This is a genomic window from Providencia sp. PROV200, from assembly GCF_049901995.1.
Classification (GTDB): domain Bacteria; phylum Pseudomonadota; class Gammaproteobacteria; order Enterobacterales; family Enterobacteriaceae; genus Providencia; species Providencia rettgeri_E.
Window position 1 is genome coordinate 3,668,919 of sequence record NZ_CP096307.1, and the last position, 24,380, is coordinate 3,693,298.

General features: G+C 35.0%; 25 protein-coding genes and 8 pseudogenes. 13 read left to right on the plus strand and 20 right to left on the minus strand.

Features of this window, described 5'->3' with window-relative positions; translation table 11 throughout:
* Positions 1–13: 13 nt before the first annotated feature.
* A complete protein-coding gene (locus tag M1E86_RS16855; RefSeq protein WP_071547791.1) occupies positions 14–832 on the minus strand; it encodes an ATP-grasp fold amidoligase family protein in 819 nt (272 codons plus the stop codon).
* Between the two features lie 560 nt (positions 833–1,392).
* On the opposite strand from M1E86_RS16855, the gene tnpC reads away from it, so the two are divergent.
* Entirely contained in the window at positions 1,393–2,799 is a 1,407-nt protein-coding gene (gene tnpC, locus M1E86_RS16860; RefSeq protein ID WP_426099168.1) for an IS66 family transposase, read from the plus strand.
* 129 nt (positions 2,800–2,928) lie between these two features.
* Here the strand turns inward: tnpC and M1E86_RS16865 are convergent.
* Positions 2,929–3,413, minus strand: a pseudogene (locus M1E86_RS16865) (IS5 family transposase); the annotation flags it as partial.
* A 407-nt stretch (positions 3,414–3,820) separates the two neighbouring features.
* A complete protein-coding gene (locus tag M1E86_RS16870) occupies positions 3,821–4,870 on the minus strand; it encodes a glycosyltransferase family 4 protein (RefSeq protein ID WP_211838789.1) in 1,050 nt (349 codons plus the stop codon).
* A 49-nt stretch (positions 4,871–4,919) separates the two neighbouring features.
* Here M1E86_RS16870 and M1E86_RS16875 point away from each other — a divergent pair, with 49 nt between their 5' ends.
* Complete coding sequence (locus tag M1E86_RS16875; RefSeq protein WP_181468811.1) at positions 4,920–5,105, plus strand: hypothetical protein; 186 nt, start codon at positions 4,920–4,922, stop codon at positions 5,103–5,105.
* Between the two features lie 122 nt (positions 5,106–5,227).
* On the opposite strand, the gene M1E86_RS16880 is transcribed toward M1E86_RS16875, so the two are convergent.
* Genes M1E86_RS16880 through M1E86_RS16890 form a run of 3 tightly spaced genes read right to left on the minus strand, consistent with a single transcriptional unit; the run spans position 5,228 to position 7,724 of the window.
* Positions 5,228–5,602: a hypothetical protein gene (locus M1E86_RS16880; protein ID WP_181468810.1), complete on the minus strand. Its 375-nt coding sequence runs from the start codon at positions 5,600–5,602 to the stop codon at positions 5,228–5,230.
* A 13-nt stretch (positions 5,603–5,615) separates the two neighbouring features.
* Positions 5,616–6,719: a hypothetical protein gene (locus tag M1E86_RS16885; RefSeq protein ID WP_426099169.1), complete on the minus strand. Its 1,104-nt coding sequence runs from the start codon at positions 6,717–6,719 to the stop codon at positions 5,616–5,618.
* Positions 6,720–6,728: 9 nt separating this feature from the next.
* On the minus strand, positions 6,729–7,724 hold the full coding sequence (locus M1E86_RS16890) for a glycosyltransferase family 2 protein (protein WP_181468808.1): 996 nt from the start codon (positions 7,722–7,724) through the stop codon (positions 6,729–6,731).
* A gap of 495 nt (positions 7,725–8,219) precedes the next feature.
* Between M1E86_RS16890 and M1E86_RS16895 the strand changes: the two are divergent.
* Positions 8,220–8,795, plus strand: a pseudogene (locus M1E86_RS16895) (IS4-like element ISVsa5 family transposase); the annotation flags it as partial.
* A 40-nt stretch (positions 8,796–8,835) separates the two neighbouring features.
* Here M1E86_RS16895 and M1E86_RS16900 read toward each other — a convergent pair.
* Together M1E86_RS16900 and M1E86_RS16905 are read right to left on the minus strand one after the other, a co-directional pair.
* A complete protein-coding gene (locus tag M1E86_RS16900; protein WP_426099170.1) occupies positions 8,836–10,071 on the minus strand; it encodes an oligosaccharide flippase family protein in 1,236 nt (411 codons plus the stop codon).
* 79 nt (positions 10,072–10,150) lie between these two features.
* A pseudogene (locus tag M1E86_RS16905) lies at positions 10,151–10,279 on the minus strand (IS4 family transposase); the annotation flags it as partial.
* 82 nt (positions 10,280–10,361) lie between these two features.
* Between M1E86_RS16905 and M1E86_RS16910 the strand changes: the two are divergent.
* Positions 10,362–10,834, plus strand: a pseudogene (locus M1E86_RS16910) (transposase).
* Here M1E86_RS16910 and M1E86_RS16915 read toward each other — a convergent pair.
* Positions 10,830–10,964: pseudogene (locus M1E86_RS16915) on the minus strand (dTDP-glucose 4,6-dehydratase); the annotation flags it as partial. The pseudogenes M1E86_RS16910 and M1E86_RS16915 sit on opposite strands and share 5 nt — an antisense overlap.
* Positions 10,965–11,250: 286 nt before the next feature.
* Between M1E86_RS16915 and M1E86_RS16920 the strand changes: the two are divergent.
* On the plus strand, positions 11,251–12,003 hold the full coding sequence (locus M1E86_RS16920; protein ID WP_426099171.1) for an IS5 family transposase: 753 nt from the start codon (positions 11,251–11,253) through the stop codon (positions 12,001–12,003).
* A 56-nt stretch (positions 12,004–12,059) separates the two neighbouring features.
* Here M1E86_RS16920 and M1E86_RS16925 read toward each other — a convergent pair whose 3' ends face one another.
* From M1E86_RS16925 to tagD, 4 genes are all read right to left on the minus strand, one after another.
* The gene (locus M1E86_RS16925; RefSeq protein ID WP_426099172.1) at positions 12,060–12,797 is read right to left on the minus strand and encodes a hypothetical protein; all 738 of its coding nucleotides are present in this window, start codon (positions 12,795–12,797) and stop codon (positions 12,060–12,062) included.
* Positions 12,798–12,875: 78 nt separating this feature from the next.
* Positions 12,876–13,573 (minus strand): IS1 family transposase gene (locus M1E86_RS16930; RefSeq protein ID WP_249999991.1). Its coding sequence is split into 2 segments (ribosomal slippage): positions 12,876–13,324 and positions 13,324–13,573, totalling 699 coding nucleotides; the frame shifts between segments, so codons are not numbered across the junction.
* 150 nt (positions 13,574–13,723) lie between these two features.
* Positions 13,724–13,999, minus strand: a complete 276-nt coding sequence (locus M1E86_RS16935) for a hypothetical protein (protein WP_249999988.1) — start codon at positions 13,997–13,999, stop codon at positions 13,724–13,726.
* A 7-nt stretch (positions 14,000–14,006) separates the two neighbouring features.
* The gene (gene tagD / locus M1E86_RS16940; protein ID WP_426099173.1) at positions 14,007–14,468 is read right to left on the minus strand and encodes a glycerol-3-phosphate cytidylyltransferase; all 462 of its coding nucleotides are present in this window, start codon (positions 14,466–14,468) and stop codon (positions 14,007–14,009) included.
* 223 nt (positions 14,469–14,691) lie between these two features.
* On the opposite strand from tagD, the pseudogene M1E86_RS16945 reads away from it, so the two are divergent.
* A pseudogene (locus tag M1E86_RS16945) lies at positions 14,692–15,164 on the plus strand (transposase).
* On the opposite strand, the pseudogene M1E86_RS16950 reads toward M1E86_RS16945, so the two are convergent.
* A pseudogene (locus M1E86_RS16950) lies at positions 15,160–15,294 on the minus strand (dTDP-glucose 4,6-dehydratase); the annotation flags it as partial. The pseudogenes M1E86_RS16945 and M1E86_RS16950 overlap by 5 nt on opposite strands.
* Before the next feature lie 286 nt (positions 15,295–15,580).
* Here M1E86_RS16950 and M1E86_RS16955 point away from each other — a divergent pair.
* Both M1E86_RS16955 and M1E86_RS16960 read left to right on the plus strand, forming a co-directional pair.
* Positions 15,581–16,342 carry an IS5 family transposase gene (locus M1E86_RS16955; protein WP_426099174.1) on the plus strand — a complete coding sequence of 254 codons (762 nt, stop codon included), beginning with the start codon at positions 15,581–15,583 and terminating at the stop codon, positions 16,340–16,342.
* 251 nt (positions 16,343–16,593) lie between these two features.
* Positions 16,594–16,857: a YkgJ family cysteine cluster protein gene (locus M1E86_RS16960; protein WP_152964466.1), complete on the plus strand. Its 264-nt coding sequence runs from the start codon at positions 16,594–16,596 to the stop codon at positions 16,855–16,857.
* Positions 16,858–17,319: 462 nt separating this feature from the next.
* Here the strand turns inward: M1E86_RS16960 and M1E86_RS16965 are convergent, their stop codons facing one another.
* The 3 genes from M1E86_RS16965 to M1E86_RS16975 form a co-directional block, all read right to left on the minus strand.
* Complete coding sequence (locus M1E86_RS16965; protein ID WP_152914965.1) at positions 17,320–17,745, minus strand: putative zinc ribbon protein; 426 nt, start codon at positions 17,743–17,745, stop codon at positions 17,320–17,322.
* A 251-nt stretch (positions 17,746–17,996) separates the two neighbouring features.
* Positions 17,997–18,236 carry a helix-turn-helix transcriptional regulator gene (locus tag M1E86_RS16970; RefSeq protein ID WP_181042516.1) on the minus strand — a complete coding sequence of 80 codons (240 nt, stop codon included), beginning with the start codon at positions 18,234–18,236 and terminating at the stop codon, positions 17,997–17,999.
* A 96-nt stretch (positions 18,237–18,332) separates the two neighbouring features.
* A complete protein-coding gene (locus M1E86_RS16975) occupies positions 18,333–18,866 on the minus strand; it encodes a hypothetical protein (protein ID WP_072749370.1) in 534 nt (177 codons plus the stop codon).
* 21 nt (positions 18,867–18,887) lie between these two features.
* Here M1E86_RS16975 and M1E86_RS16980 point away from each other — a divergent pair, with 21 nt between their 5' ends.
* The gene (locus tag M1E86_RS16980) at positions 18,888–19,103 is read left to right on the plus strand and encodes a hypothetical protein (protein ID WP_080025647.1); all 216 of its coding nucleotides are present in this window, start codon (positions 18,888–18,890) and stop codon (positions 19,101–19,103) included.
* 150 nt (positions 19,104–19,253) lie between these two features.
* Here M1E86_RS16980 and M1E86_RS16985 read toward each other — a convergent pair whose 3' ends face one another.
* Positions 19,254–19,379, minus strand: coding sequence for a hypothetical protein (locus M1E86_RS16985; protein ID WP_426099175.1), 126 nt, complete (start codon positions 19,377–19,379; stop codon positions 19,254–19,256).
* A 104-nt stretch (positions 19,380–19,483) separates the two neighbouring features.
* Between M1E86_RS16985 and M1E86_RS16990 the strand changes: the two are divergent.
* A pseudogene (locus M1E86_RS16990) lies at positions 19,484–19,627 on the plus strand (transcriptional regulator); the annotation flags it as partial.
* Positions 19,628–19,759: 132 nt separating this feature from the next.
* On the opposite strand, the gene M1E86_RS16995 reads toward M1E86_RS16990, so the two are convergent.
* Both M1E86_RS16995 and M1E86_RS17000 read right to left on the minus strand, forming a co-directional pair.
* Positions 19,760–19,972 (minus strand): helix-turn-helix transcriptional regulator, encoded by a 213-nt coding sequence (locus M1E86_RS16995; protein ID WP_143970429.1) that lies wholly within the window; start codon positions 19,970–19,972, stop codon positions 19,760–19,762.
* Positions 19,973–20,074: 102 nt separating this feature from the next.
* Positions 20,075–20,674: an inovirus Gp2 family protein gene (locus tag M1E86_RS17000; RefSeq protein WP_156262352.1), complete on the minus strand. Its 600-nt coding sequence runs from the start codon at positions 20,672–20,674 to the stop codon at positions 20,075–20,077.
* A gap of 1,329 nt (positions 20,675–22,003) precedes the next feature.
* Between M1E86_RS17000 and M1E86_RS17005 the strand changes: the two genes are divergently transcribed.
* The 3 genes from M1E86_RS17005 (at position 22,004) to M1E86_RS17015 (ending at position 24,342) form a co-directional block, all read left to right on the plus strand.
* The gene (locus tag M1E86_RS17005; protein ID WP_426099176.1) at positions 22,004–23,167 is read left to right on the plus strand and encodes a hypothetical protein; all 1,164 of its coding nucleotides are present in this window, start codon (positions 22,004–22,006) and stop codon (positions 23,165–23,167) included.
* 94 nt (positions 23,168–23,261) lie between these two features.
* Positions 23,262–23,543: a GTPase gene (locus M1E86_RS17010; RefSeq protein WP_375097482.1), complete on the plus strand. Its 282-nt coding sequence runs from the start codon at positions 23,262–23,264 to the stop codon at positions 23,541–23,543.
* A 364-nt stretch (positions 23,544–23,907) separates the two neighbouring features.
* Complete coding sequence (locus M1E86_RS17015) at positions 23,908–24,342, plus strand: antirestriction protein (RefSeq protein WP_426099177.1); 435 nt, start codon at positions 23,908–23,910, stop codon at positions 24,340–24,342.
* Positions 24,343–24,380 lie beyond the last annotated feature (38 nt).

Genomic DNA, 24,380 nt, shown 5'->3' on the forward strand with positions numbered 1-24,380 from the left:
TTATTGCAGCATGCTAGGTATTAATAGATAGATTTTTTCCCATTTTAAAATCGAAGCTTATGGGAACGAATTTTTCTAAGCAGTTACCTGGAAAATTAGTCATTTCACCAAAGTAAATTTTGTCATCTAGTATATATAAATCCACACGAATAAAATCCAAGTCACTAGAAAGAGATTCAGCTATTAACAAACCCTTTTCAAATAGTTTAGGTTTAGGGATATCCTCACCTTGAGGAAATTGATATTTTACATCTAATAGATTGAAATCTCGGTCATATATATTTCGTTTATGTTGCCTAAATCGAGATAAATCAACTTGTACAAAATTTACCTTGCCATTTAAACAAAAAAATTTATAATCAGGAGGAATATCTGAATTGAATTCTATAAGCTTTTCTATAATAAGAGTTCGAGGTAAATCTTTATATACCCATTCCCTTCCTCTTTTATAATAATCAGTATTTTTCCATTTTATTGAATCATTATAAACTGATTCAAAAGAATCGTTGCTCTTATTTACTATTCTGACCATTTTAGAACCATGGTTTCCTTTAATTACAAATTTTTCTGGTAATGAGTTCCAAATATCTATTGTTAATTCTTCACCTTTCCATAATATGGGAATTAAATCACATAATTGGCATTTGTTTTTAATGTAACTTCTAACTTTTATTCTATCAGCAACTAACTTTCTTAATTTAATATCTTTTGGGCTAGGTTTTATTTTTAATAGTAATATTTTTTCAGTTAATGTTTTAGGGTTGATTAAATTAGGTATCTTTCGTTGCTTTACTATGAATGCTAATATAGAGATTAGCCTATCTATGAACATTATTATAATTCCTCGGTTATATGAAAGAGTGGCTTTTTTAAAATTTTTTCAAAAAAAATTTTAAATTTAAGAACAAATAAAGGTTTTGATTATGAAATCATAGCGTAAGAGACTGATAGTATAAATAATGTCAAAAACAAAATTATCCATAAGAAATAGTTTAATGTCAATACGTTATATTAAATTTTTAAATAAAATAGTACTTACTATGTGATAAACCATCATATTACCAAAAAGCTAATCCTTAAATTACTTTTGTAAATCTAGTAAGAGCGCCATCCTGTAAAATCTAAAATATAGTTAAACAATTAAAGGAGTGCAAATAAAAAATAAAAAATACTGACAACAATAAACATTATAAATTAATGGAAGAGCATTTTATCTCATTCAGAGCCTATCTCAATAGGGATTAATTACCGCATAAAAATATATTATCACTGTAACCAAAACCTTATACGTAACTCTTCACCCGCGATGCCTTGACAGCAAAGTTATGTGACGAGGTTAACTTGATCCCATATTCGACTTGAGTGGTCTTTCTGAGCTGGCAATCTGAAGGTATGAATAAGAAAACACTACCTCCACCACCAGATTTCGATTCGCCTGAAGAGGCGAAAGATATCATCCATTTTCTATGGAATAAGCTGGCCGAACTTGAAGACCGACTAAACCAAAATAGCCGTAACTCTTCTGTGCCGTCATCCCAACAGTCTTTGCATAATAAAGCTAAGAATACTTCGCCGAATCGGAAAAAATCTGGAAAAAAGCCAGGAGCTCAGCCAGGTCATAAAGGCCACCGCCGACTGCTTCACTCTATTGAAGACAGTGCCTCGGTTGAGCAATACTTACCAAAGAAAACATGCCATTGCGGTGGCTGTGTTATTCCAAATAGAAAACCTTATAAACGACACCAAATTTTTGATTTGCCAGATATCTCTTACACACTTGTTGAGCATCAGGTCTTCAAAGGTGAGTGCTCATGGTGTGGTGATAAGCATCAAGCAGAGCTTCCGGAGCATGTCTCTGATGTTCAGATGGGCCCAAATCTACATAGTTTTATCGCAATCCAAGCGACGCAGCACCATCAAAGCATCGGTAAAATACTATCTATGCTGAAAGATGTGTTTCAGCTTAACTTCTCTACAGGTGCGATATCAGCCGCACAAGGACGAGTAACGGAGTACTTAGCAGATACTCATACGCAAATCCATGAAACAGTCAAAGCCTCTCAACTGATTATGGCCGATGAAACCTCGCATCAACGTAATAATGAGAAACGCTGGATGTGGGCAGCCCTGAGTAATGACGTTGCCTTTTTCCAAATCAACAGCGGTCGAAACCAACATGCGGCTAAGCGATTGCTTGGAGAAGCTGTTTCACACCTTTTAGTGACCGACCAATACTCAGCCTACAAATACATTGATGAATCAAAACGGCAACTATGTTGGGCGCACATCTTACGAAACGTCATCGCTATCGAGGAGAGTGTTTGTCCTGAAAATCAAAAAATCGGGGAAAAACTCGCGTTGATCGCCCACAGTGTGTTCAGGTGCCATCACCGATATATCGAAGAGAAGCTCACCAAAACCCAATACTATCGCCGGCTCAGGCGGTTAAGAAAAAGCTGGCTTCATTGGCTCAAACTGGGCAGTTATCAATGTTCGAAACGTTATCGAGGTCGGTGCCGAAATCTCATGTCTGATGATGCTATGGTGTGGCGCTTTATGGATGATCCAGACTGCCCGTTAACGAACAATGCCGCAGAGCGTGTCCTGCGTAATTATATATTGATGAGAAAGTGCTGCTACGTGACTCGCTCATATAGAGGCGATCTGTTCCGTGAACGTATGTTCTCACTTATAGAGACTGCCAAGCTTCAGCAGATCTCAGCCTATAAATGGTTACGTGAAATCGTCGAACACCATATGCTCAAAGTGAATTATCAGGTGCCAGCATTCCTAGCGTAAACCACCGTCAATAGCTCGCGGGTGAATAGTTACCGATATTTTCATCAAAATTTTGAATAGTAATTTATAGCTAGATAATTTCAATGGAAATTTCATCATAAATTTATAACATAATGATATTGCGGATATTGCGGCTTTATTTATGTCGTGCGTATTTGCTCCAGCGACAACCAGCGCAAGAGGAAGCCCGTTCCCGTCAGTCATCAGACTGCGCTTTACGCCCCGTTTCCCCCGGTCTGTTGGGTTCCTGCCTGTTTTTTTGAGCCTGCCAGCGGTGATTTGGTCATACAACCATCCATCGACAGCCACGACCAGTCAATAGCGTCCAACTGTTCGCAAGCAAGCAACCCGTTTTGCCAGAAGCGTTCAAATACGCCAGCATCCCGCCACTCCTGAAATCGGCGATGAGCAGAGCTTGACGAGCATATACCGGTGGCATTTAGCGCATTCCACTGGCAACCCGTCCTGAGTACGAAGAAAATGGCGTTCATTGCAGCGCGATTATCAACCCGCTTGCGGTGCGTACCCAGCGGGTGTTGAGTTCTATGCTCCGGGATGAGAGGAGCCATTTTCTCCCAGAGTTCATCACTGATTTGCCACTTGTTGCCCACCATGCTTTGCCGTCATAAATTATCATTATGTATTATCTGACAATTCCTTTTGGGATAGATTCTAAATTTATAACTAAACGAAGCATAGTAATATCTATTTTAATACTCTGAGTTTGACATAGTATATTCTATAACTAGAACATGCAGGCCATTATAGTCTTTTTTGATTTTTTGGCTCATTTTTCATACCGAGCCGTCATTGCTCAGTATTTGGAGGCATTTTTTATTTTTGGCGAAACCATTATAATAGCTCCATCTGCCAGCTATTTTTTATACCGGAAAGGTTAATACACACTAATCTTTTTCATAAAAAATATTAAATTTTTACTTCATTTAGAATTAGGGTCGCATTATGCTATAGTTGTTTTAATTTCGTTGAAAGTAGTTACCTCAATAGTATAGAATATAAATTAACTAATTATTTTTTTTATAGATAAATTAGCAATTGACTGCCAATTATAACTTTCATTTACTAAATTTTTTGCATTAGTTGACATTTCTATTAATTCGTTCTCAGGCATATTTTTTATTTTGTTTAAAGTATAATAAATGTCGTTGATATTTTTTATAACAAAGCCACAGTTATATTTTTTTACAATTTTCGCCATATTAGTTCCTTCAGTTAGTAAGCAAATGTTTCCATACGCTAGTGCTTCTAATACTGATACTGGTAGGCCTTCGTAACGAGAGGTCATAATAAATATATTATTACTTTCTAAAACTTCTTCTTTTTTAAGTCCAAATATAGGTGGCCTAATTATAATGTTTTTATTGGGTTTTAGATTTGTTAATTCAATAGTTTGTTTTTTATCAGCACCGTAGATATTAAATAAAATATTACTTTGTGTTTTTTTATAAAAAATGTTAAGACTGTTTATTAATAGATCCAATCCTTTGTGGTAAATATCACACCTACCTAAATAGAAAGGTTTTATTTTTTTAAAGTTTTTTTGCTTTATGGGAGTATTCACACCCACTCCATTAGGTAAAATATATGTTTTTATTTTATTAGAAATAAAAATAGAATCATTTTTTTCTTCTTCATTTAAGTATTGTATGAAGTTAACATGTTGAAATGATATTTTTTTAAATATAGAAAGGTAAATTGACTTCTTTATTTTTTTATGAAGTATAGTTCTTTTCATTAAAGAACAATGAGGGACAAGTATTATTTTGAATCCCATCAGTTTCAGTGATGTAATTAAAATAGGTGATTTTATTTTAAAAATACCATGCACATAGATAAAATCTGGAGAGTAAGACTTTATCTGAAAGAGTAATTTAAAAAAAGAAATTGTTTTAAATTCAGCTTTTTGCTTTAACTTATCATCAGAGGAAAAAGCAAGGTGGAGACTTTCTATATGTGGTATTTTATTCTGATATTTAGATAAATTAGATACAACATTAGTAATACCATCACCGGCATTATATGTTTTATGGTATAAGTGTAATAGTTTCATTTAATAAAAGTAATAGTCATTTTTAATATAAAAGGATATGTTCGTTATAATGTATACGATTAGCAGTAGAGCAGTATATAAATTCAATTTTGATATTCTAAATAATTCATATATCAATATGGGAGAAATAGCTAAGAAGACAAGTAAAGCTCGCCCAGATAAGACTGCAATTGAAGGTGTAGATAAACAAAAAACAAGAATGATAATAGATAATTTGACTATAGGTATTCTATAACTAACATTTACTTTTATTCCATAAAGTAATAATGCCAAAAAGACGAATGTAAATAGAATTGAAGACCATGATTTATTTCCAAGATAGGAGTCTGAGCCAATATAATATTTAAATCGGGTAAATTAAATTATACTTTCTATATTTAATACTACTAAATTTATTAGCATAATCGATGATATTAATAATAAGAATCCTTTTGCTTTATTAATAATTAAATAGTGATAGTTTAATTTCCTTGAGAAAATAAAAAGTAGTGCAAGAATAGCTATGCCATAATGAAATAGAGTCGAAGTATAATAAGGAGATGTCGTAAATTTATCCTCTCTGACTTTAGAACTGAAAGTTATAGGTTTTTCAGAGACACCAATAGACGGTGAAATTACATATATATTTTCATCACCTAGCATTTTTTGTAAGAAAGCTGCTGATGTTGGATTTGCAAAATATTCGTTATTATAGTGAAAATACTTCTCACCTAAAAAAGCAATTATCTTCATAAAATATAAGCCATTAATTATTAATTAGTTCTCTATAAGGAACATGGAATTTAGAGTCATCGTTCTGAATATAAAAAGATTGATAGTATAACAAAATAATAATAGTAGTGAATATAGGACTAGAAATTGAGGCAACAGAAAGGCCAATAAGAAAAAAAGGAAGTACCACATATATAAGAATATGTTTGTAATTAATTATGAGAATGAACTGAATCAGATAATATAATATAAACCCAATTAATCCTAACTGCAATAGCAATTGCAATATAACAATATGCGGGTCATATCCATTTAACTTAACACTAAAAAGGCCTGTTCCAAATAATGTTGTAAAAATATCACGAGATATCAACATTTCAAATCCACGTTTAATAAAATTGATTTTAGTAGAACCACTACCATCCATTTCTATCATGTGAATAATGAATGATGATGATAATATCATGCAAAATATTCCGATAGGTAATAAATATATTTTAATCTTTTTAGATAAACGGAAATAGATAAATAAGATAGTTGTAATAGATATAGCTGCTAATGATAAAGAAGATAATACGAGCATATACAGTACTATCATATAAATTAGAGTATATTTATAGCAAACTTTACGCAAAAATAAGCAATAAAAAAAAATCAAGGATGCATAAATACCAGAAAAGTTTGAATCCATATCAATTAATCCGAATTTATAAGCATATCTTCCTATATCGTTTTTTTCTATTGTATTAATAAAGAAACGATAATAACAATCCAAAAGCAAAATAAAAATACTAGTAATAATCGTACAGTGTGATAATTTTTCTAGTAGCCTTTTTGGTGGAGGAGAGAATATCAATATTGATATAAAAAGATAAATCCACCAGTAAGTGCCAGAAAATGCATTTAATTGAGGGTTAAGTAGTATATTATTAGAAAATAAATAAAAAATAAAAATAAAAATAAAAAATAATAATGTTATTTTTTTTTGGTTAAGGCTTAAATTAAAAGGAAAATAAAAAATAATTGCTATGGTCAAACCAACCAATGATAATATAGAGCCAATATTATCATATCCAAAAATATTTAAATAGAACAATGGAGGTATGCATAAAAAATAATAACTTAAATTCTTTGACATATTATATCTTTATTTATTAAGATGATGTTTTATTGAAATGAAAAAGCAATTTATATCTCTAATAAACTTAACCGTGTTTTTTGTACCTCTAATATTCAATAGGATCTTGATTAGAATGAATTTTACACTATGTAAGTTAAGTTGATATGGTATTTTACTTTTCTTCATCACACATATATACTCGCTTATGGCTTCATTATAAAACACATCATTAACATCGTATTTTCTAGATATTAACGTAGAATAATAATAAGCTTTAAGATAGCTAGTGTTCATATTTATTTTTTTTTGTTCGAAAAAATTATCTAATATAGAAAATACATATATGATATCATATATCTTGCGTATTGTTCCTGAATTCATTATGCTTTCGGAGTTTTGAATGTAATTATAATATGCCTTATCGATAATTCCAATTTTCTTAGAATAAAAAGATAACCTTGGTGTAGTTACTAAATCTTCTCCTAAAGATATATGTTCTGGGTGTAATATATCATTATCTTTATATAAAGATGTTCGTATTAGCCTATTAACACAATTAGAGATAACTTTGTTCTTACTCCAAAAATCCAAGTATTCTAAGTTTGTTATTATTTCTTTTGTCGGTAAATTTTCAATAGATTTTTTTTCTTTTTCAATACCATTCCATAACATATTTAAATTAGTAATAACCATATCAAGGTCATTTTTTTTTGCGTAACAATAAGTATCTAGGCAATAATCAGTATCAATCCAATCATCACTGTCAACATGAAGAATATAATCTCCCTTAGCTTCTTCTATCCCACTATTTCTAGCGGATGATAATCCACCATTCTCTTTATTTATTATAACTATTCTATCATCAGAGTATTGGTTAATGATAGATAAGCTATCATCAGTAGAACCATCGTTTACAATAATTACTTCAATATCTTTTAGTGTTTGAGCAAGGATACTATCAATGCACTTTTTTAAGTATTTACTAGTGTTATATACTGGGACAATGACGCTTACTAATGGCATATTTATTCCTGATAGATAAGTTACTATTGAAAATATTGAATAAATGAAAAACCCATTACATTTTTAATAAGTTTTTTTATTTTTTTTGTTAGAGCTATAAATGCTAAATTCTAGATATTTAAAGGTTTATTTTTCATTTTATTAGCACTTATTAAATCTTGATTGAGCTATGATTAATTTTTTTAAAATTGCTCATTAATGAATTATAAATTAAGATTAGTTTTGTTCTTTTTATTTCAAGGTGGACTAGGTAAATTTTTAGTAGTATCTTGCATAAAAAATTCATTTTAAGGTTATTTAACTTGAATAATATTTTGAATGTTTTAGATGTTTCTTTACTTTTAATTAAATAATTTGTTTCCGGATGTAAATTTATTGATACTTTAACCTGATGAATCCCCTAATGATTTTGATAAAAATCATTAAGTTAAGGTAGATACACATCTTGTCATATGTTCAAATGGTTTCGCGAAAAATCAATAATCGGACAACAAGATGTGCGAACTCGATATTTTACACGACTCTCTTTACCAATTCTGCCCCGAATTACACTTAAAACGACTCAACAGCTTAACGTTGGCTTGCCACGCATTACTTGACTGTAAAACTCTCACTCTTACCGAACTTGGCCGTAACCTGCCAACCAAAGCGAGAACAAAACATAACATCAAACGAATCGACCGATTGTTAGGTAATCGTCACCTCCACAAAGAGCGACTCGCTGTATACCGTTGGCATGCTAGCTTTATCTGTTCGGGCAATACGATGCCCATTGTACTTGTTGACTGGTCTGATATTCGTGAGCAAAAACGACTTATGGTATTGCGAGCTTCAGTCGCACTACACGGTCGTTCTGTTACTCTTTATGAGAAAGCGTTCCCGCTTTCAGAGCAATGTTCAAAGAAAGCTCATGACCAATTTCTAGCCGACCTTGCGAGCATTCTACCGAGTAACACCACACCGCTCATTGTCAGTGATGCTGGCTTTAAAGTGCCATGGTATAAATCCGTTGAGAAGCTGGGTTGGTACTGGTTAAGTCGAGTAAGAGGAAAAGTACAATATGCAGACTTAATAGAATTTTTAAATTTTGCGTAAAAAATTAATTAACATATTATTCCTTAAGTAAGTTTTTATATTTTATACATTTTAAAGTTCTGTATAAACTAGTAATGAATGCATTCAATACAATAGCCCAACAAAGAGTACTTATAGTTACATATCCAAATTGGCTCATGAGTAAAATAAATGAGATATAAAAAAATGCAGCAATATAGATACTATTATTAAAATCTTTCTTTCTATCTATAAGAACTAATGCACAGTTTCCTAAAAAATATGAAAGTATATTTAACAAAGGTATAAAATACAATATTAATAAATAGGTATAAGATTTTGCCATATCATCGCCTGCGAATAAGATGATAAAATCCTCTCCAAACAAAAGCAATATGGGATATATTAGTAAATAAATAACTATTAAGTACTTAATAGTTGAAAATGTTACACCAAAGTTTTTTGTTCTTGCAATATAAGGATAGAGTACTTGATTTAGTAAATTTATAGGAATTAGTGCTAAATTAATTAGTTTTTCAGCTAGATCATAATAGGCAACCTGAGCAAATCCGATATAATTACCAATTAAATAGGTGTTTAATTTTAAAATTATAACGCCAATAGAACGAGATAATAAAAATGAATATGACTCTTTAATATCTTTCTTTATCCTTTTCAAAGATACTGGTATAAATTTCAATTTCAATTTAATGTTCACGAACCATAATGATAACATTCCATTAATCAAAGAAGAAAAAACCAATGCTAGAGGGAATGAATAAAATCCAATAAAAGTATAAGAGCCTATAAATATTATTAACAACATACATAATCTTGAAAAAAGATTAATTAATGCTGCATATTTTATTTTTTCCAAACCAAGATATAACCATTGTGAAAATAAAGCCTCACCCAATACAATAAAAAATAAAACATTAGAAAGATAATAGTTTTCATTTAACTTGCTATTAAAATAAATAAAAGTTTGAAATATTAAAAAAGATATTAAAACTAATAATAGTTTTATATAAGTTATACTACTATATATAATAGATAGTTTCTTCTTGCTATGAGCATTTTCTGATGCAATTCTAGTTCCATAAATGTTGAAACCAAAATCAACAATTATAGACATAAGCATAATTATACTTTGAATGAAAATGACTAATCCATAAGATTCTATACTGAATTTTCTAATTATGTATGGGTAATATATAAATGGAATTAATAACGTTCCTATTTGTATAATACTTAAATAGGAAAAGTTACTGATTAATTTTTTTTTAATTGTCATCGTTAATATAAAAAAGATATAGGAATTGAAATTTCATCTGGATAAGGGTCAATAATATGCTTAGTACTGAGAGATCCCCTCATAATTTCCCCAAAACGTAACCGTGTTTGAATAGATTTTGAGCAAGTAGGGTTGCAGCCACGAGTAACTCTTCCCTTGTTATTGTGTAGCCAGAATGCCGCAAAACTTCCATGCCTAAGCGAACTGTTAGTACCTAATAGTATCACTAAGAACCTATCCTAAAAGGGATTATCAGAATGTCGTAACAGGTAATTTCTGAAGGTGAAAATATGACAGGTAGCAGATGGCGTATCAGTTATGAACTCTGGGAAAAACTAGCACCGCTTATCCCTGAACACAAAACCAATCATCCGCTCGGCACTCACCGCAAACGAGTTGATAACCGTGCTACCATGGATACCATATTATTTGTACTCAAGACTGGCTGCCAGTGTAACGCGCTCAACGCCACTGGGATATGCTCAACGAGTTCTGCACACCGGAGCGGCGTGATGCAGGCTGGCTGAAAACCTATCTACAGAACCGTCGTTACGAGCCATATATTCAGTCCCGTAAAGAAGAGTCTGATGCCAGTAAAAACACGGACTTCAACGCCCACCGCTGGGTCGTCGAAAAAACGCACTGTTGGATGAATCGCTTTCGCCGAATACTGGCCCGATAGGATAAAAAGATCGAAAATTACGAGGCGATGTTGCATTTTGCCTGTGATCTCATCGTCTGGAATAAAGTCCTATTGAGATAGAGTCTAAGCTTCCTACAGAAGTTAATTTATCAACATTAATAAAGGTGTCATTGATGTTATTAGTAATTCAGCGAAAACGAATAACTGCTGAACCAATAAAGCCTGCCCCACCAGTAACTAATATTTTCATTTTGGAATAATGAATCGAATTTTAATCATAGAAAACAGACACTGAAGTAGTTATCACATAATTTTTGTACGCTACCGCCCCGGGCTTACAGCTACCAGTTCACTGATTATTCTTAATTAACTCTAATAATTTTGGGGTATTATATCTAAATAAACTTGAGAAAGATAGTTTTTAAGCAAATTATCTATAAATCAGACTAGAGCGTGTTGATCTTTTCGGTATAAAAAGCAGACAGCAAATGGGGCTGTTATAATGGTTTCGCCAAAAATCAAAAAAACACCCCCAAATGCCGAGACTTATGTTAACAGATGATAGCTGGAAGTTACTATCAAAGATCATGCACCTAACCGGACGTATTTATAACAAACCAGAACATAGAATGACCCTTGAAGGTATTTTATTCCGAATAAGAACAGGCATTCCATGGCGCGATTTACCTCGTCAATTTGGTGAATGGAATACGGTATTTAGACGTTTTAACCTTTGGTCAAAGAAAGGCGTGATGATGGAAATTTTCCAATTTCTATCTCGCTTCAATGATCCTCAGTGGCTATTTATTAATGCCAGTATCGTGAAAACGCATCAAGATGGAGCCAACGTTAAAGATGCTTCAAAGCAGGCTATAGGCAAAAGTCGAGGCGGCAACTCAACTAAAATACATTTAGCGGTAGATAGCAGTGGTCTTCCGGTTCATTTTGAGTTGTCAGGTGGGCAAGCCCATGATGTGAGTTATGCAGAAACATTGGTTACCTCTTCATCGGAAGCCGAAGTTGTTATTGCAGATAAAGGCTATGACTGTGAAGCCTTACGACAGTTGATAAAAAACCGTCGGGGTCAGCATGTCATCCCAAGAAAAGGGAATAGTAAACAAGGGAATAAAGATATTGATTGGTGCTTATATCGATATCGTCATTTAGTTGAAAATGCCTTCCTAAAAATAAAGAAATACCGAGCAGTGGCGACTCAGTATGACAAATTAGCCCGAAATTATGAAAGTGTTGTTGCTTTAGCATTTTCAATCATGTGGCTCCCAATGTGAGTCGATTGAAATATGCACTACAAAGATAAATACGCTCTAGAGATAATGTTTTTTTTTCATTTGTTACTTAATAAGTTATTATCTAAGAGGTGTTTTTTAATATTTTCGCTACAACCAAAAGCAGTGTAGCTTTCTTTATTAATAAATTCGTATGATTTAAAGTCGATAAAGTTATTTTTTTTGGGGATCATCCAATCATTACCATAATGCCGAATAAAGATTTCTGGGCAATTATCAGGAATCGAAAGTTTTGAAAAATCATCTTTCTTTAATCCAAATATTGGATATTTAACTTGAAAGTAGGAAGTATAGATACTTTTCTCGATAAGAGTGAATTCTTTTTGTGCTCTTTCTTTTCTGAAGTTTGGACACCGATGAATATAATATTCATCATCACTGTCTAAATAGAATATATCAATTTTAGCACCATTTAAATCAAACGTTAATTCAACTAATTCTTTATCTACAACTGAAACTGCAATTAGCGCAGCCCCTTTATTTTCTATTTCTTCTATAAAATCAGATGTAAACACATTTGTGTTAGTGGTCGCAAAATCAAAGTCATCTGCATAAGTAATATTCTTTTCTCTATAAATACTTAACAATGTCCCAAAGAATGGGATCACTGGAACGCTTAGTGAATTTATTAGGTTAAAAACATTCTCTGCGTGGCTAGCCTGATTTATAATTTTCTTTTTAGGTCTAAATATATTTACAAATTTTAATAGACTAGCTGCTAATTTACTTTTATTTGGTAGGTTTATTAATGTTTGTTTTATTTTTTTCATGTTCATTTGGGTCAAGTATCCAATATGTTGATTTGTATTTTTATGAATGAATTTTGGTCACGTATCCAAAGGGTTGATGGCATTTCAAACGTAATACTCTCGCTCAATGAAAGTCCCAATGATCTTGTCATGCATGCCGGATGATTTTGAATACCCTAACGTCTTGCGATTAAGTCGTTTCAATCGGTTACGCAACGTCAGATTTTCACGCTCAATTCGCTGTGTGTATAGCTTTCCTAAAATATGTTTTTCGCTAGGGAGTGTCTCTTTGTTCGCCCTGTAACCATCCGTACACCAAAAAGCGATACGGAACCCAGACAGCAGTTTTAACAATTTCCCCAGTGTTTTCTTGCTTCGGGAACCAAATACATGAGCGATAATCCGCTTTAAGCGAGGCTCCCATGCATACCACAACCAACGCTGACGTTTTTTGTTACCGATAAATGACCACATCTCATCGACCTCACAAATGAGCTGAATTTGTAGGTTATCTAGGGGCAGTGTTGTTACATTCCGTGGCGAGAGTTTTTTAAAGTGCGGACGACGGCATTGATACTGATATGTAATGCCCTAGCGGTGTCACGAATACCCGCATTATTCATGGCAAGCTCAACCACTTGCTCTTTGATGCCGGGCTGACAAGCGTTGTAGGTATAATCGAGTTGAAAAGTGCGGCAACAGGCCTGACAGCGATAACGGGGATGACCTCCATTGCCGGTGCCATGTTTTTTAACAGGGGCGGTTAATCCACAGAATCGGCATTTTACTGAAATGGTAGCCATACTAAGCCTCAACAGAAAAGCTCAGTTTACCCCATTATCAACTCATTGAATACTCGACCATCAGCTGTTAATATATGAGTTATATTATTAATATCTATTTCATTAAAATATGAAAGTTTTTTATATGAATAAATATTTTCAGACTTTATTTTAATGCCCCCTACTTTCAAGGGTTTTCATCTTTTTAGGTATTCCATCAGATTTTTTAATCTCTTCCTCACTAAGCCAAACATATATTGACTTTGGAGGAAGAGATTGCCTAAGCAAACTTTCACAGGTTATATGTAATGTTTTTAATCTCTTATGGTATGAAGTTAAACTTATAACATAAGAAGACTGTGAGCTAGTTGTTGCATTTTTTAATTGGCAGCTATGATGTATTTGAGATATAATTGATTGTATCTCAAAATAGATTTTTTTATTCATTAATTTTTCATCGTGAAATGGCCAAAATAATTTCATTAACTTGAGATAGATAAGTTTCTATTTTTTTTAAATCATCTTTACTAATATTAGATAATTGTTTTTTTATATCTGTTGTTGAAATATTTTCTGTTCTTGGTAAATAAATTACATCGCAGAGAGGTTTTAAATAATCAAATTTACCCTTCCAGTCATCTCCGATAGCAAAAATGTTTGCATTATATTTTAAAATATCACTTTCTTTTTGTTCCCAATTATTTTCAGGAAAAACCAAATCAACATATTTGCAACTTAAAACTATTTCAGCTCTTTCTTCATAGGAAAAAAAAGACTTTTTGCCTTTAATGTTATTAAAAGAATCAGATGAAATGCCAACTATTAATCTATCACCTAACTCTTTCAATCTTTTTAGAAGTCTTATGTGACCAACATGAAATAGATCGAAAGTACCATATGTAATGATTGTTTTCATAAAAAAGTCCATAGTTACCGTACTGGGTTGTCGGACCCCAGAGCGCGATTGAGTTCTGTATATATGCTGATTGATTAAAATAATCAACATGTAATTCAGTTACAAGTACAACATATATATTTTTTTATCACTTTTATATTACAAATATCAGCTGTGACCCTAAGAACCTATCCTAAAAGGGATTATCAGAATGTCGTAACAGGTAATTTCTGAAGGTGAAAATATGACAGGTAGCAGATGGCGTATCAGTTATGAACTCTGGGAAAAACTAGCACCGCTTATCCCTGAACACAAAACCAATCATCCGCTCGGCACTCACCGCAAACGAGTTGATAACCGTGCTACCATGGATACCATATTATTTGTACTCAAGACTGGCTGCCAGTGTAACGCGCTCAACGCCACTGGGATATGCTCAACGAGTTCTGCACACCGGAGCGGCGTGATGCAGGCTGGCTGAAAACCTATCTACAGAACCGTCGTTACGAGCCATATATTCAGTCCCGTAAAGAAGAGTCTGATGCCAGTAAAAACACGGACTTCAACGCCCACCGCTGGGTCGTCGAAAAAACGCACTGTTGGATGAATCGCTTTCGCCGAATACTGGCCCGATAGGATAAAAAGATCGAAAATTACGAGGCGATGTTGCATTTTGCCTGTGATCTCATCGTCTGGAATAAAGTCCTATTGAGATAGAGTCTAAGCTTCCTACAGAAGTTAATTTATCAACATTAATAAAGGTGTCATTGATGTTATTAGTAATTCAGCGAAAACGAATAACTGCTGAACCAATAAAGCCTGCCCCACCAGTAACTAATATTTTCATTTTGGAATAATGAATCGAATTTTAATCATAGAAAACAGACACTGAAGTAGTTATCACATAATTTTTGTACGCTACCGCCCCGGGCTTACAGCTACCAGTTCACTGATTATTCTTAATTAACTCTAATAATTTTGGGGTATTATATCTAAATAAACTTGAGAAAGATAGTTTTTAAGCAAATTATCTATAAATCAGACTAGAGCGTGTTGATCTTTTCGGTATAAAAAGCAGACAGCAAATGGGGCTGTTATAATGGTTTCGCCAAAAATCAAAAAAACACCCCCAAATGCCGAGACTTATGTTAACAGATGATAGCTGGAAGTTACTATCAAAGATCATGCACCTAACCGGACGTATTTATAACAAACCAGAACATAGAATGACCCTTGAAGGTATTTTATTCCGAATAAGAACAGGCATTCCATGGCGCGATTTACCTCGTCAATTTGGTGAATGGAATACGGTATTTAGACGTTTTAACCTTTGGTCAAAGAAAGGCGTGATGATGGAAATTTTCCAATTTCTATCTCGCTTCAATGATCCTCAGTGGCTATTTATTAATGCCAGTATCGTGAAAACGCATCAAGATGGAGCCAACGTTAAAGATGCTTCAAAGCAGGCTATAGGCAAAAGTCGAGGCGGCAACTCAACTAAAATACATTTAGCGGTAGATAGCAGTGGTCTTCCGGTTCATTTTGAGTTGTCAGGTGGGCAAGCCCATGATGTGAGTTATGCAGAAACATTGGTTACCTCTTCATCGGAAGCCGAAGTTGTTATTGCAGATAAAGGCTATGACTGTGAAGCCTTACGACAGTTGATAAAAAACCGTCGGGGTCAGCATGTCATCCCAAGAAAAGGGAATAGTAAACAAGGGAATAAAGATATTGATTGGTGCTTATATCGATATCGTCATTTAGTTGAAAATGCCTTCCTAAAAATAAAGAAATACCGAGCAGTGGCGACTCAGTATGACAAATTAGCCCGAAATTATGAAAGTGTTGTTGCTTTAGCATTTTCAATCATGTGGCTCCCAATGTGGGTCGATTGAAATATGCACTACAAAGATAAATACGCTCTAAAAACCTACCCCAGAAGGGATTTAAGGACAGACTCAATACCTTAATGGGTAAAAACTCCATTCGTCGCTTTGCGAGTGAGTGTGGTGAGGCTCCCATCCAGAATGAGACAGACCTTCTGAGAATGTGGATAAGTTTCTCGTATCGCTAGCAGTCAAGACCAGTCCATAGGTGACGCACAACTTGAAGCGCAGCGTTTATTATTACAATTGAGTGATGTTGCATGAGTGAGCCACTACTCACTCCTTTTCCGTGCAATGCCTGCGGCAAGTGTTGCCGCAGGGTGAGCGCTAGCACTGAAACTGCATTCCTTGATCGCGGGGATGGAGTTTGCCACCATTTCGTTGAAGGGACCCATCTGTGCGCAATCTATACAACCCGTCCGCTGGTTTGCCGGGTTGAAGAGTATTACCGAGCGAAACTAGCTGATGTTCTTTCGTGGGATGAGTTTGTTCGTCTTAATATTGCTATCTGTGAGAAACTATGAACGAGCTTCTTCAGCATAGTACGAACTGGTACCTAGCATGGTAGAACTGGTATTCTGCGTATTTTCATGAATGGAGATCACCCAATAACGCTGTTTTTCAAGCAAGTTGTCGTCTTTTTTACAATTTGGCAACGTTAATGGTTACGCTGCACACTTTTCAGGGTTCAAGTACACTTCATCGATATAACTCCAGTCTCTTGTCTGCCGACTCCATCTGCCTGGATGGTTCAATTGAGCGCGACGATAGGCTTGCATACGCTGTCGGAGAATTTCATTATCCTTGCCGCAGTATCTCTGTTGAGGTGTCACATACTTTATGCCACTGTGTTTCTGAGGGCTCCCCCCCTTTAAGGTCAGGTTTTACAATACGCTAGATATAGTTCACTTAATTTTGGTGGCAGTACCGTGGTCACATTTAGCGAAAGCGTGATTGATTAACCTAACACCATGAGCATTAAAAGGTCATAATGGAAACGATTTTTCTGTTTTAGGCTGATGTTCCTCTGTTACATTCTGGGCAGGAATACACCAAATCCCCTCATGGCACTTCGGGCAACATTTTTGATTGTTTGTAAAATACTCACGACACTGCACGCAAAACCAATTCGTGACCTTTAAAATAGGGGACACTGATCGAACCTGTGTGCTCAGTCGTGCCTTGTCTTCTAAGCTCTTGATCTTACTGATGACCCGCGGACAGTGCTCTGCGCTCTGAGGATCAGAATGGGTAAACCATGACTCCGTTGGCGTCTTATGCAGTGTGACGGGCTCACCGCAGTGAGCACAGTAATAGTTTTCTCGTGAATAACTCGGTTCTTGGGTGGCTCCCGCGAAACGATTGTTCTGCGTTAAGGCTAGCGACATTTTGACTTCGTGTAATTTAAGCATGGGTGTGCTCCTTCTGTAAAATTTAAACTAAACGTTCTGAGTACCCAACATTCATGATCCACACTCGGCAACCCACCTTGAAACTTAGAAGACCACTGAGCTGTGCCTGCATGCGTATCGAGCCAGGTTCGTATGTTTAGGGCGTCGCTTTGCCTAGAGCGCATTCAATCGCACCAGGTGTGGTTAAAATTGAGTTGGTGGGTAATGGGTGGGTATGCTATGAAAAATGCTCGGCGACTCGCGCTAGTGCCTTAGGATCCAAGGGCGGAATTGCCCTCTCTCGATTCATCAATGCGCGCTTGTAGCCACTGTTCTACTTCACTTTTCAACCATCTTGAGCTGCGTCCCAGTTTAATCGGTTTGGGAAACTCACCGTCTTGAATGAGTTTATAAAACCATTTATCCGTAAGCCCGGTAAACTGAGTGATAAATTTCATATCAACGAACTGGTCATTCAGCAGGCTGGTGGTTGGGGGTGTTTGAATCGTCATTGTCTTGTCTCCTGAGTATGAAAAGGAGAAGGCGACTGAGGTGGGGAATGCGTGATGTCAGTCGTCCTTCAGACAATAACGGACTGCTGTATTTTTTTATTGCGCCTCATCGATAACATTCGGTTCAGTGAGGTCCGTCAACCGCAGCAATGGAGTGCGTACCAACGATTCAATACCCTGATTATTCAGCGCGTAATGAAAATAGCTGTGGTTTTCGGTGACCTGAGAAGCAGGTATGCTGTAAATCCCCTCTCTGCACTTCGGGCAGCACTTTCTGACTGGTCGCTGCTGGCTGGTGTAAAACCGTCGACACCAGACGCAATACCATTCCGTGATGGGCTTTATGGGATGAAGCTCGGAGAACTGTTCAGCTTGTTGAGATTGTCGCGTCAGATAACTGATAGCCGCGTTTACCTCAGGACAATCGAGGTATTTCTTATCAACGGGGTGTGCAAAGAAAAAATGCCGTTTACGGCGGTCCAGATACACCGGTAAGTGACAGTGTGGACAGTAAAAGGGAATGGGTAGTGCCGGTTGCCAGCGCTCCTGCTCTTTAAAGGCATTTGTCAGGCGGCCATCAGGTAATTCAGCGATACCGAGCTCCAGTTCATTCAGATTGTAAATGTTCATTGTTTTTCTCCGGTGTGTTGTGTGTTTGAGCAGGACAGTAATAATGGGTCTGAAACCCGTTATGGCGAAGCGGAATATGACGGTATCGGGTATTACCATACGTCGGAGGATGGACGGGTTAATCTGCGTCAGGAAGTCGATCCCAGTAACAACAGTCCAATTGTCATTGCCTATGTTGTCGGCACCGACCACGCTACGGTCTACAGCAACTGCAAAGTGACGGCTGAAGAGGAGTAATGGGTGTGAATAACGCGCTCAGCGCCATTCTGAGCGTTTTATTAAGGCAAGGGTTAAACTTGCACGGTGTCGCCACAATAAACGGCTATAAGGGCCATAGAGATCGTCATACAGCCCCTGACTAGCAGAGTGTTCAAAGGTAAGCGTGATTTAGCGACGACGAGTCCGGGGACGTCCCGTCGATTTCTCACTGATATCAGGCTGGCGGGAGATATGGTAAATCGGGTCAAAGGGTTTCTGCTCGGCTTTGGCTAAATAGTTCACCACGTAACGCATTGCCTTACGACCAGCATAATCATCAAAGTGTACCGGACGGCGTATAGCGTATCGATAATCGCGGCCTGTAATTTATTTTCATGTCAGGCTGTTCGTCTACTTGTTGGGGTAATGACCCGCATATTCCTTGGTCAAGTATTTCCCGTGAGTCCTATGCTCTGTTCACATCAGCATCAAAGTCTTTTAATATTCCCGCACTGACTGGCGCCTATGGCATTATTAATGATAGCAGATCTCGTTATGCTTTTCATGGTTGCTGTACAAAAAACTATCAATCGGCACCTTCCTTAGCACCCTAAAGATCGTCTTCTTTTGACGTTCATATAATATTTCACTAGTGAGTTGTAAAAAATCGCTGTAACTGACTAAATTAATAATACTTAGCCTCTAGAAGCGGTGATACGTTCATTCAGCCAGTGTTCGACTTCACTCTTTAACCAACGTGAGCTACGTCCTAACTTTATTGGTTTGGGGAATTCACCGTCTTGAATGAGTTTATAAAACCACTTATCCGTTAATCCTGTCAGATGAGTGATAAATTTCATGTCGATAAATTGGTCATTCAGTAAGGGGTAATCAGTTGTATTGGTCATCGTTTGTTTCTCCTAAGAGTGAAAAGGAGAAGGATCCGAAAGGGTTAATGAAATGCGGTGTGAATCCTTCAAACGATAACGCGGAGCTGTAAATTATTTTCTTCAGCGACTGTATCCAATAAGCCGCTCACCTTGATGGTATGGTTTCGTGTGATGCTTACAGAGATATTGTGCACGTTCTATTATCTGGGCATAGTGTTTTTTGTATTCTAATTCATTCGCATTTTGGTTAAGGTACATCACGCCATTCTTACAAAAATGAACACTTTGTTTTACCGCTGATAATTCTGCCTGTAACGCACTCGCCCAAGCTTGTTGTATCATTGCTGATAAACACCCATGGTCACGATTAAAATCGCCCCAGCAATGATAGATGTCCTTGTTTAGGAATATCATCAGGTGGTAGTGAATCTTATGGTTACGCTCTCCAATTTCTTTTACCCAAACATAATGTAAGTCTAATGTGAGCTTTCGGTGCCAAGTGGTACTTTTTCGTTTTATATCGGCGGCTATTTTCGCTTTAAGAGAATCAATGAAACGTGTAATGACTTTACGGTCATCTCTCATGGCTTTTATCGTTCTTGGAAAGCGTAAATCAAAACGAAATACAGATAATCGGGTATAGTTTCTTTGAGCCTTTATAAAGGTATTATGAATAATATCGAAGTATTTAAGATTATAGCTATCGATAGGGTAATGCATGATATTTTCCTGAGTTGAGTGAATGTCATAACAACTCAGTAGGATGTATTTTTTTATTTTAACTATAATCGTAATATAGCGAGTCTAGAGATAGCTCTTTGTCATAAATGATTATTTTATCATTTATTTCAATGCTAAATAGAGTGATGTCATTAAATTTTTTTAGTATGATTAGAAGTAGATTAATCGATATTGTTAATATGGTTTATCACACTTTTCATCTAAATTTATTTTCATTCTAATAAACAAATTGAAATTATAAGTTTTTTCATATTTTACTTTGGTGTTGATAGACTATGAGTAATATACTCTATCGTTATATGGATACATATTGCATCTTTACGTCTAATGGATAGTTTTAATTTATTAAATAAATACATTAAATAAATACATTAAATAAATACATTAAATAAATACATTAAATAAATATACTACTATACCAACAGGGATTAATTTCTAAAATATTAAGTTAGTATGTGTTGGCTTAGGTTAATGATGAAATTATAGCTCTGATTTTAATTTTTATCATTAGCATAATGTAAACTTAGTTACCTATAATTATATCATGACACCAAATATTTTATGCATCAAGAGTTGATAGACTTTTTAATGAATAAATTGACCTCTTATTTTTCGGTTAGACCTATCATTATCTTTATCTTGATTTTACTGCTTGTCATTCTTTTCGCTTTAATGACAGTGTTAATAGAAGACTATGATATTAGATTGTTATCATTATGACCTTCATTGAGTCGTAATACAGCGAATAATCAGTAGAGAGTTAGCATTATTTATCTATAGGACAATAGGATAAGAATGCTTTCTTCTTTCTGTTAAATATAAATAATGTTTTCTCACTTCTTTATAATCATATTAATAACCTAAATATTTTATCTTTCTTGAGGTGTATCATTTGCAGTGGAAAACTTAACTGATGTAATGATATACAAACTCCAAGGCTATAATCACATTTAAAAACTAAAAAATCTAACTATTCCCTGAGTCTTTTATGAGATAGTGTTAGGGTTGAAATGTTAACGCTGGTCTGAGTGAGTTTGATGATAAAAAAGACAGTGATAATGATAAATAATGTCGCTCGAAATCTGTCTAGTCATACTGAAATGCCCATAAACTTTGAACAACTCCCAAAAAACACCCCACTTTACCACCATAATATAACCACTTAAAATATATAAAATTATTACTTTATACCCCTTATTTTTAGGGTTTGTAGGTATCGACTTTGAGGCTATTTTGTGCTATTTTTGTACTAACCCATCATTACTCACAGTAATGTTTTAGTTATACAAATGTTAGAGGGAATAACGCATGAATACGGTATTTAAAGAGTTAAGTTTTCTTGGATTAAGAGAACAAGATAAAATAACACCACCTCATATTGTTTCTGAACACATATTACGCGATCAGTATACCTTTGCTGATTTTTATAAAAGAGAGAATGATGAGCAATATGTTATTGATGACTTATATTTAGAAGCACGTATTCAAGAGGCTAATAATAAAGCTGACAGAAAAAATTCAATACCATGGCGTGAAGACCGTTCTAGATTTGATGAAGTTTATATTTATTTTAACTACCAAAATAATACAACAACCACTTTACCCCATAGAGATAGTGTCACGAAAAAGCCAAAAGGTGAGTTATTAAGTCGAATGAAATTGTGGTTAAAGGAGAAACAAGATGCGTATAAAAAACTGGTAAATAATTATAATCACTGCATTAATAATCATAAAAATATCAAATTATTACCTATTTCATTTTATATAGAAAAAGATTATTCAGATACTCAATTAATATCTGAACATATAAAAGAGCTTGTTAATGCATTTAGCGCGATGCTTAATACACTTAAAGGACGCGAAGTATATTCGTGTTTTGTCAGTTACTCTCGCGTTATTCTATTGGATGCCAACAATAGACCTTATCTGCATATCATTTTTTATTATCAGAGGAATGATAAGGATATATCCGATTGTTTTATTAGAGATATGACGAGAGAATGGTGTAAAGCGTGTAAACAGAATGTTCATGTTAATTATATGGCATTTAATTCTCTTTTAGCTGAAATGGCCAATGATGATGAGCAAGAAGAATGGGAACAAGGTCTCTGTCGAAATCAAGATAATTCAGTATATCATTTTAGTGTTAGTGCCAGTCATGTGCTTTTTCCTTTCTTGAGAACGGTGGAGCCTATTCAACTCGTCCCAATAAAAAGTCATCCAAAAAGTACTCAAATGCAGCTAGAACAAATTCCAAAAGCGTTATTATCCCGTCATTATGAAGAGCTTTCTTATTATCATGAAGAAGACTTTTCTTTATTTGTTAAAAAAGTTAAACAAAAAAATAACTATCACTTATACTATTTAGAACAAGTTGCTAAGCAATATACAAAAATCCCAATGATTAATAATATAACAAGTGGTCTATTTAGTTATAAAAATAAAAAGAAAGAAAATAATGCAACACGTTGAACACTAGTTATCATAATGTAATTTTTTTCAAACCTATATTACTTCCTTGAAAGACAAAGGTATTGAGCCTTTTCATTTATCATAGGAAGTCATTATGAAAACAAATCCCTCCACCACCGCTTCACCTTTTGAGGCGGTGCTTTCTCCACTCCCCACGGCAATTAAACATCAATTACAACATAAACTAAGCGAGCTTATTCATTATTCGCCCACTATCGGTTTAATGGGAAAAACAGGTGTCGGAAAATCCAGTCTATGCAATGCGCTGTTTCAGTCTACCTTATGCCCTATTAGTGCTGTCAGTGGTTGTACCCGTTCAGAGCAACGATCAACCTGTGTTTTACGCTCAAACAGCGAACTAAAAGAAGGAAGTTGAGATCTGCATTGTTTCACCTTCTGTATCTTATTCTTTAGGTAAAGTGGGGGTAGAAAAAAAAGAGATGGATATCTTTGTACCTGCAAACAGAACTTCATTTGCTAGTCAAAGTCATCGGTTTTATAGCATCAGAGAGTTTACTATACGTAATGGTGATACCATTATAAAAGCATCATCAGACTAACCCATTAATTAACTTACATTTATTTTTATATCTGTATTATTTTAGTGAATCAATCATCAGAATGCGTCACTAAAAATGATACTCAATATACCTATCATTTCGAGAAAGCTCTGCACCACAAGGTGTAGGGCTTTTTTGTTTATTACTGTCTATCAATATCGACTGAATTGGAGTTCTATTATGTTTACTTTACAAGAGCAAGAATCAACGGTTATCAAAACCAACCTCGTCAATTCCCGTGGTCGTAGTACCTTCTGGCGTTTTTACTTTGGTACTGTGCCAGACTGGCAACGTATTGAAGGCGATATCTTTAACATGATGGCGAAGCTTTGTAATTGCTATCAAGGCGCTTTCTGGGAGTTCAGTATGCTGTCTAATGGCGGCGTATTTATCTGGCCTGATATGCTCGAAACCTCCCTGCAAATGTTTAACCCGCATAACGGAAATGAAGCTGAGTTAAGCCCTGAAGCAGCCGGTATTGCTGTCTGTTTACTGGTGTATAGCATCTGGTCATTTAAAACCGAAAGCCCTGTGCTGGTGGAATATTTTTACCTGTTGCGTGATTACGCTATACAGCATCCGGAGCAAGCTCAAATCTTTCGCCTTATAGACTGATTTATCAGTCACGGTTTTATCTTTCCCCCACCAGCAAT